Below are 8,829 nucleotides of genomic sequence, written 5' to 3' on the forward strand. Positions count from 1 at the left end.
GCCTGGTGCCCGCGGGCGCGGCCGGCTACCTCGTGCTCGGCGCCGACGGCACCCCGGTCCTGCGCGGCGAGCCCGCTCCGGCCGAAGCCCCGCCCGTGCCCGCGGACGGCCCCGTCGAGGGGAACTGACGGTGCCAGGAACGGTCCGCGGCCCCGGTGGTCCGCGCGGTGGCGGCCGCCCGGCCGGGCCCCGCACCGGCCCCGGCGCCTTCACCTCGCGCCGCGCCCCGGGCAGCCGGCGCAGCGGGGGAGCGGGGCTCACGGTCGTCCAGCGCAACCGCCGCAACCGGGTCGGCCTCGCCCTGCTCGTGACCATGCTGCTCGTCGTGGTCGGCCGGCTCGCCGTCGTCCAGGGCGTCGACGGCGCGGAGTACGCCGCCGCCGCCTCCCAGGACCGGCTGCGCACCTACCCCCTCGCCGCCATCCGGGGGGAGGTGCTCGACCGGGAGGGACGGCCCTTCGCCTACACCGCCGACGCCTCGCGCGTCGTCGCCGACCCCACGGTGGTCGCCGACCCGGCCCGCACGGCGCTGGCGCTCACGACAGTCCTCGGCAAGCCGGTGGGCGAGCTCACCGACCTGCTCTCCCGGTCCTCGCGCTACGTGGTGCTCGCCGAGAAGGTCGCCCCGGAGATCGCCAACGAGATCGACGACCTCGGGCTCGGCGGCGTCTTCCTCGAGGACGACCCGGTCCGCCGGTACCCGGCCGGCACTGTCGGCGGGCAGGTCGTCGGCTTCGTCGGCACCGACGGCGCCGGCCTGGCCGGCATCGAGCAGACCTTCGACGAGGTGCTGGCCGGCACCCCGGGACAGCGGCGGGTCGAGGTCGGCAGCGGTGGCAACCCGATCCCCTCGCGGGGCATCGACGAGTCCGAACCGGCCGTCGACGGCAGCTCGGTCACGCTCACCGTGGACCAAGACCTGCAGTACGTCGTGGAGCAGCGGCTGCAGGAGGCCTGCGCCGACGGCGACACCACCCGGGCCTCCGCCGTCGTCCTCGACGTGCGCACCGGGCAGGTCGCCGCGATGGGTGCCTGCCCCGGGTACGACCCCGGGCGGGTCGGCGAGACGCCCGACCGGCTCGGCAACCCGGTGGTCTCCGACGTCTTCGAGCCCGGCTCGGTGATGAAGGCCATCTCGCTGGCCGCCGCGCTGGAGGAAGGCGTGGCCACCCCGGACACCCACTTCCTCGTCGAGGACCGGATCGAGGCCGGCGATCGCGTCGTGCGCGACGCCCGTGACCACGAGCCCATCGACTGGACCGTCACCGGGATCCTGGCGAAGTCCAGCAACGTCGGCACGATCATGCTGGCGCGCGAGGTCGGGGACGAGAAGCTCGAGCACTACCTGCGGGCCTTCGGCATCGGCAGCCGCACCGGCATCGAACTGCCGGGGGAGAGCGCCGGGATCCTGCAGGACTCGGCGGACTGGACGGCGTCGCGCGCCGCCAACGTGCCGATCGGTCAGGGCGTCTCGGTGACCACGCTGCAGATGGCGTCGGTCTACCAGGCCATCGCCAACGGTGGTGTGCGCATCGAGCCGCGCATCGTGCACTCGGTCACCGCGCCCGACGGCCGGGAGACGCCGGGGGAGCGGCCCGAGGGCGTCCGGGTCGTGAGCAAGGCCACCGCCGACTCCCTCGCCTACATGCTCGAGGCGGTCGTGGGCCCGGGTGGGACCGCGCCGATGGGGCAGATCGAGGGCTTCCGCGTCGCCGGGAAGACGGGCACGGCCCAGCGCCCGGACCCCGAGACCGGGGGCTACACCGGCGGCTACGTGACGACCTTCGTCGGCTTCGCGCCGGCCGACGACCCGCAGTACGTGGTGGCCGTGGACCTCGAGCGCCCCACCGGAGGCGCCGAGGGCGGGCCCGCCGCCCCGGTCTTCGCCGACATCATGCGGTACGCGCTCACCGCGGACGGCGTCGTCCCGTCGGGGACGGCGCGGCCCGAGTTCGAGCTCGTCCACGCGCCCTGACGGCGGGACTCCGCACCGGGGCCGTGGCGCGGTGACACGGCCAGGACACCCCTCGCCGGTAGATTGGAGCCCTGTGACCCCGACCGACGCCGGGGCGGCTCCCCGGCCCGTGGGGAACCGCCCGCGCACCCTGCGCCCCGTGCCGCTCCCGGAGCTCGCCGACCTGGTCGGCCGGCCGGTGAGCGGGGCTCCCGGGACGGGCGCCGGGACCCAGGTCACCGGGCTCACCCTGGCCTCCTCCGACGTCCGGCCCGGGGATCTCTACGCCGCGCTGCCCGGCGCCCGCACGCACGGTGTCCGGTACGTCGCCGAGGCCGTCGAGCGGGGCGCCGTCGCGGTCCTCACCGATCCCTCCGGGCGCGCGGATGCCGCCGCGACCGGCCTGCCGGTGTACGTCGTCGACGATCCCCGCGCGCTCCTCGGGACGCTCGCCGACCGCGTGTACGGCCGGCCCAGCGAGCGGGTGCCGGTCATCGGCATCACCGGCACCAACGGCAAGACGACGACGGCCTACCTGGTCGAGGCGGGACTGGCCGCGGCCGGCCGGGCCACCGGCCTGATCGGGACGGTGCAGACGCAGACCCGCTCGGCCGACGGGACGGTGACGGCGCTGCCCAGCGTGCGCACCACCCCCGAGGCGCCCGCGGTGCACGCCCTGCTGGCGGCCATGGCCGAGGCGGGCGCGGCGACGGTGGTCATGGAGGTCTCCAGCCACGCGCTGGTCCTGGGCCGGGTGGGCGGCGTGCGGTTCGCCGCCGCCGGTTTCACCAACCTGGGCCGCGACCACCTCGACTTCCACGGTGACCTGGCGGAGTACTTCCGGGCCAAGTCGCTGCTCTTCGACGGGCGGGCCGCCGCCGAGGTGGTGGACGTCGACGACGAGCACGGCCGCCGCCTGCTCGACCGCCCCGGGCGCCCGCGCCCGGTCACCGTCTCCTCCCTCGGCGCGGACGCCGACTGGCGGGCCGAGGACGTGGCCACCGCGGACGACGGCGGCTCCACCTTCACGCTGCACGGCCCGGGAGGGCTGCGGCGCAGCGCCCGGGTGCGGCTGCCCGGACGGTTCAACGTGGCCAACGCCGTGCTGGCGGTCGCGCTCCTCGACGCCGTCGGTGTGGGCGTGGACGCCGCGCTGGAGGGCATCGCGAACACCGTCGTCCCCGGCCGGATGGAGCCGGTGGACGCCGGCCAGTCGTTCGTCGCCGTCGTCGACTACGCGCACACCCCGGACGCCGTCACGACCGCGCTCGACGCGCTGCGCGCGGCGACGTCCGGCCGGCTCGTCACGGTGCTCGGCTGCGGTGGCGACCGCGACCCCGGCAAGCGGGCGGGCATGGGCGCGGCGGCCGCGGCCGGCAGCGACGTGCTGGTCGTCACCGACGACAACCCGCGGTCGGAGGACCCCGCCGCGATCCGGGCGGCCATGATGTCCGGCGTGCTCCAGGTGCCCGAGCGGGAACGCGCCGACGTCCGCGAGATCGGCGACCGGCGTGCGGCGATCGCCGCCGCGGTCGCGCTGGCCGGCCCCGGCGACGCCGTGCTCGTGGCCGGCAAGGGGCACGAGACGGGGCAGGAGATCGCCGGCACCGTGCACCCCTTCGACGACCGCGCGGTCCTCCGCGAGGTCCTCGGGGAGCTCCGGTGATCCGGCTGACCCCCGCCGAGGTCGCGGACCTGACCGGCGGCGAGCTCACCGGCGGCCCGGGCACGCCGGTGACCGGGGCCGTCACGGTGGACTCCCGCACGGCCGGTCCGGGGGACCTGTTCGTGGCGATCCCCGGGGAGCGGGTCGACGGGCACGACTTCCTCGGCGCCGCCGCGGCCGCCGGTGCCGCAGCCGCCCTGTGCAGCCGGCCCGACCCGGCCCTGCCCTGCGTGCTGGTCGACGACCCCGTCGCCGCGCTCGGCCGGCTGGCCGCCGGGGTGCACGCCCGGCTCGCCGCGGCCGGGCTGGTGACGCTGGGGCTCACCGGCTCGTCGGGCAAGACCTCGACCAAGGACCTGCTCGGCCAGGTGCTGGCCGCCGCGGGGGAGACGGTCAGCCCGCCCGGGTCCTACAACAACGACATCGGCCTCCCGCTCACCGCGCTGTCTGCCGACGAGCGCACCAGGTTCCTCGTGCTCGAGCTCGGCGCCCGCGGTCTCGGGCACATCGCCAGGCTGTGCGGCATCGCCCGGCCCGACATCGGCGTGGTGCTCAACGTCGGCTCGGCGCACATGGGGGAGTTCGGCAGCCCCGAGGTCATCGCGCAGGCCAAGGGCGAGTTGGTCGAGGCGCTGCCCGACGGCGGTACCGCCGTGCTGAACGCCGACGACCCCCGCGTCCTGGGCATGGCGTCCCGGACCCGCGCCCGGGTGGTCACCACCGGTCGGTCGCCGGAGGCCGACGTCCGCGCCACCGACGTCGCGCTGGACGAGACCGCTCGCGCCCGGTTCACCCTCGTCGCCGGCGGCGAGGAGCACCCGGTGGCGCTGCGGGTGGTCGGCGAGCACCAGGTGGCCAACGCGCTCTCGGCGGCCGCCGCGGCGCTCGCTGCCGGCCTGGCACCGGGTCAGGTCGCCGGCGCGCTGTCCGCCGCCGAGCCGCGCAGCCGCTGGCGCATGGAGGTCCAGCGCCGGGCCGACGGCGTCACCGTCGTCAACGACGCGTACAACGCCAACCCCGAGTCGATGCGGGCGGCGCTGGCCGCGCTCACCGGCATGCCCGCCACCCGGCGGGTCGCCGTGCTCGGCGGGATGGCCGAGCTGGGGGCCGACGCGGTCGCCGAGCACGTCCGGCTGGGCCGCGACGTCGCGGCCGCCGGGATCGACCTGGTCGTGGCCGTGGGCCCCGACGCGGCAGGGATCGCCGACGGTGCGGCCGAGGCCGGGCTGGGCGCAGGAGAGGAGTCGGTGCTCGTGCCGGATCGGGCCGCTGCCCACCAGGTGCTGGCGGAGGTGCTGCGCCCCGGGGACGTCGTCCTCGTCAAGGCCAGCCGCTCCTACGCGCTGGAACTGCTCGCCGCCGACCTCCTCGACGAGGGGAGCGACGCATGAGGAGCGTCCTCATCGCCGCCGGCGTCGGTCTGATCCTCTCCATCCTCCTCACGCCGATCGCCATCCGCGCCTTCCGCCGCCAGGGGCTCGGCCAGGAGATCCGCGACGACGGCCCCGAGAGCCACCTGTCCAAGAAGGGCACGCCCACGATGGGCGGCACGGTGATCGTGAGCGCCACCGTGATCGGCTACGTCGCCGCCCACCTGGTGTTCGTCGGCGACGACGGGTGGGGGTTCACCGCCACCGGCCTGCTGCTGCTGTTCCTCATGGTCGGCATGGGCACCGTCGGCTTCCTCGACGACTACCTGAAGATCCGGCACCGCCGCAGCCTGGGGCTGAACAAGACCGCCAAGCTGGTCGGGCAGCTCGTCGTCGGCGTGACCTTCGCGATCCTGGCGATCAACTTCCCGAGCAACGGGCTGACCCCCGCCTCGACGGTCGTCTCCTACGTCCGCGACATCGAGCCGCTGACGCTCGGGGCGATCGGGTTCGTCCTCCTGGCGTACCTGTTCATCGCCGGCTTCTCCAACGCGGTCAACCTCACCGACGGCCTCGACGGCCTGGCCGCCGGTGCCTCGGCCATGGTGCTGGCGTCCTACATCGTCATCTCGTTCTGGCAGTTCACCCACGACTGCGCCCGGGAGGCCCTGGCCGGCTGCTACGAGGTGCGCGACCCGCTCGACATCACCCTGGTCGCCGCCGCCGGCATGGGCGCCTGCCTGGGCTTCCTGTGGTGGAACACCAGCCCGGCGCGGATCTTCATGGGCGACACCGGCTCGCTGGCCCTCGGCGGCCTGATCGCCGGGCTGGCGATCGTCACCCGCACGGAGCTCCTCCTGGTCGTCCTCGGCGGGCTGTTCGTCGCCGTCACGCTGTCGGTCGTCATCCAGGTCGCGTTCTTCCGGGCCACCCGCCGCCGGGTCTTCCGGATGGCTCCGCTGCACCACCACTTCGAGCTGGCGGGCTGGACGGAGAACACGGTGATCGTGCGCTTCTGGCTGGTCACCGGCATGGCGGTGGCGTTCGGCCTGGGGCTCTTCTACGCCGACTGGCTCTCCTTCGCGGGGCTCTGACGGTGGCCGACCTGCGCGGCGCCGCCGTCCTCGTCGCCGGGCTGGGGGTGTCCGGCGCCGCCGCGGCGCGGGTGCTGCTCGACGCCGGCGCCGTCGTCTCGCTGACCGACGCCGCCGAGCGGCCCGTCGTCGCCGAGCTCACCGCCGCCGGCGCGACCTGGCTCGGCGAGGTGGGCGCCGTTCCCGAGGGCACCGACCTCGTCGTCACCTCACCCGGCTGGCGCCCCGACGCGCCGCTGCTGGCCGACGCCGCGCGCCGCGGCGTCGAGGTGGTGGGGGAGCCGGAGCTGGCCTGGCGGCTGCGGATCGCGGGGCCGGACGGCGCCCCGGCTCCCTGGCTCGCCGTCACGGGCACCAACGGCAAGACGACGACGGTCACCATGCTCGAGGCGATCCTGCTGGCCGCCGGGCGGCGCGCGGTGGCCGCCGGCAACGTGGGCCGCCCGCTGGTCGAGGTGGTCACCGCCCGCGACCCCGACGGGACGCCGAGCGTGGACACCGTCGCCGTCGAGCTGTCCAGCTTCCAGCTGCACTGGTCCTCCTCGCTGGCGCCGGTCGCGGCGGCAGTGCTCAACGTGGCCGACGACCACACCGACTGGCACGGCTCCTTCGCCGCCTACCGCGACGCCAAGGCGCGCATCCTCGAGCGCGCGCCGGTCGCGGTCGCCGACGCGGGCGACCCCGTCGCCGCGGCGCTGGTCGCCGCCCACCCGCACCCGGTGACGGTGACCCTGGGGGAGCCGAGGCCCGGTCAGCTGGGCGTCCGGGACGGCGCCCTGGTCGACCGCGCCTTCGCCGCGGACCCCGCCGGCGAGGTGCTGCTGGAGGCGGGCGGCCTGCAGGTGCCGGGCCCGCACAACACCGTCAACGCCCTCGCCGCCGCCGCGCTGGCCCGCGCCGCCGGCGTGCCCGCGGAGGCCGTCGGCCGGGGCCTGGCCGGCTTCCGCGGCGGCGCGCACCGCAACGTGCTGGTCGGCACCGTCGACGGGGTCGACTACGTGGACGACAGCAAGGCGACCAACCCGCACGCCGCTGGCGCCTCGCTGGCGTCCTACCCGCGCGTGGTGTGGATCGCCGGCGGGCTGCTGAAGGGCGCCGACGTCGACCCGCTGGTGGCCGCCGTCGCCTCCCGGCTGGCCGGAGTGGTGCTCCTCGGCCGTGACCGCGGCCTCTTCGCCGCAGCACTCGCGCGACACGCCCCCACGGTCCCCGTCGTCACGGTCGTCAGCGGCGACGATGGTGGGATGGATGGGACCGGTGTGACGGCAGAGGCGACGACGGCGCGCGTGGTCGCCGCGGCCCGCGAGCTCGCGCGCCCCGGCGACACGGTGCTGCTCGCCCCGGCCGCCGCCTCCATGGACGTCTACCGCGACTACGCCCACCGCGGCGACGCGTTCGCCGACGCGGTACGGGCGCTGGGCTGACCTCCGCATGACGACGACGGAGACCCGCCCCCGGCCCGCGCGCGGTCCCGTGCGGCGTCCCGCGCGCGCCGACACCGGGGACCGGCCCAGCCGGGCCTGGTCCGGACCCGCGTGGCTGGACGGCCCGATGACCAGCTGCCACCTGGTGCTCGGCGCCGCCGGCCTGCTGCTGCTCATCGGCCTGACCATGGTCTTCTCCGCCTCCGCGATCGACGCGGCGCTGTCCCAGCAGCCGGCCTGGGCGCCGGGGTTCAAGCAGCTGGTGCTCGCCTGCGTCGGGATCGTGGCGATGGTCGTGGTCATGCGGCTCCCGGTGGCGCTGCTGCGGCGGTGGGCGCCCATCGGGCTGCTCGTCGTGGCGGCCCTGCTGCTCCTCGTGCTCATCCCGGGGATCGGCCAGCAGCGCAACGGCGCCCGGCAGTGGATCTCGCTCGGGTTCACCGACTTCCAGCCCTCCGAGCTGGGCAAGCTCGTCTTCGCGCTGTGGGGCGCGCACGTGCTGGCCCTGCGCGAGCGCTACCTGACGACGAAGTCGCTGCTCGTCCCGGTGCTGCCGGTGTTCGGCGTCCTGTCGTTCCTGCTCATCCTGGAGCCCGACTTCGGCGGCGTGGTCACGCTCGGCCTGGTGCTCGTCGGGCTGCTGTGGGCCGGTGGGATGCCGCTGCGCTGGTTCGCCGCGCTCCTCGGCGTCGCAGCTGTGCTGACCGCCGTCCTGGTGGCGGTCGCGCCCTACCGGATGGCCCGGATCACCTCGTTCCTGGACCCCTTCGCCGACCCCACCGCCGGTGGCTTCCAGGCCATCCGGGGTTTCTACGCCCTCGCGACCGGCGGCTGGTCCGGCGTGGGGCTGGGCAACAGCGCGATGAAGTGGAACATCCTCCCCGAGGCGGAGACCGACTACATCTTCGCGATCATCGGCGAGGAGCTCGGCTTCCTCGGCTGCCTGGTGGTCATCACCCTCTACGGCGTGCTGGCCTACGCGGGCTTCCGCATCGCCCGCCGGGCGGCCGACAGGTTCGTGCAGCTCGCTAGCGCCGCCATCACCGTGTGGCTCGTCGGCCAGGCGACGATGAACATGGGCTACGTGGTCGGTCTGCTGCCGGTGACCGGCGTGACGCTCCCGCTCATCTCGGCGGGCGGCACGTCGCTGATCCTCACCCTCGTCGTCATCGGGCTGCTCGCGCGGTTCGCCTGCTCGGAGCCGGCCGCGGTCGAGTCCCTGCGCTCTCGCGACCGCTCCCGGCTGTCCCGGCTGCTGCTGCCCGCCCCGGCGGCGGCCGTCGAGCCGGTCCGCCCGCGCCGCCGGCCGGAGGAGCGCGCC

Annotated in this window: 6 protein-coding genes; all 6 read left to right on the top strand. The window is 75.8% G+C overall.

Going from position 1 to position 8,829, the window contains the following annotated elements:
- Nucleotides 1-130: 130 nt before the first annotated feature.
- Nucleotides 131-1,975, top strand: coding sequence for a peptidoglycan D,D-transpeptidase FtsI family protein (locus A6V29_RS01685; protein WP_137158674.1), 1,845 nt, complete (start codon nt 131-133; stop codon nt 1,973-1,975).
- Between the two features lie 139 nt (nt 1,976-2,114).
- On the top strand, nt 2,115-3,620 hold the full coding sequence (locus A6V29_RS01690; protein ID WP_249932924.1) for a UDP-N-acetylmuramoyl-L-alanyl-D-glutamate--2,6-diaminopimelate ligase: 1,506 nt from the start codon (nt 2,115-2,117) through the stop codon (nt 3,618-3,620).
- Entirely contained in the window at nt 3,617-5,011 is a 1,395-nt protein-coding gene (locus A6V29_RS01695; RefSeq protein WP_137158676.1) for a UDP-N-acetylmuramoyl-tripeptide--D-alanyl-D-alanine ligase, read from the top strand. Before A6V29_RS01690 ends, A6V29_RS01695 begins: the two co-directional genes overlap by 4 nt.
- Entirely contained in the window at nt 5,008-6,084 is a 1,077-nt protein-coding gene (mraY, locus tag A6V29_RS01700; RefSeq protein ID WP_137158677.1) for a phospho-N-acetylmuramoyl-pentapeptide-transferase, read from the top strand. Before A6V29_RS01695 ends, mraY begins: the two co-directional genes overlap by 4 nt.
- A gap of 2 nt (nt 6,085-6,086) precedes the next feature.
- Entirely contained in the window at nt 6,087-7,508 is a 1,422-nt protein-coding gene (gene murD / locus A6V29_RS01705; protein ID WP_249932925.1) for a UDP-N-acetylmuramoyl-L-alanine--D-glutamate ligase, read from the top strand.
- 127 nt (nt 7,509-7,635) lie between these two features.
- Nucleotides 7,636-8,829, top strand: a 1,194-nt coding sequence (ftsW, locus tag A6V29_RS01710; RefSeq protein ID WP_137158679.1) for a putative lipid II flippase FtsW, incomplete at its 3' end; no start/stop codon positions are given.

Origin of the sequence: Blastococcus sp. CCUG 61487 (genome assembly GCF_005222955.1) — a bacterium.
Classification (GTDB): Bacteria; Actinomycetota; Actinomycetes; order Mycobacteriales; family Geodermatophilaceae; genus Blastococcus.

What these genes read in the sequence shown, in the direction of transcription:
- mraY (WP_137158677.1), top strand. Translation starts at nt 5,008, where the DNA reads ATGAGGAGCGTCCTCATCGCCGCCGGCGTCGGTCTGATCCTCTCCATC.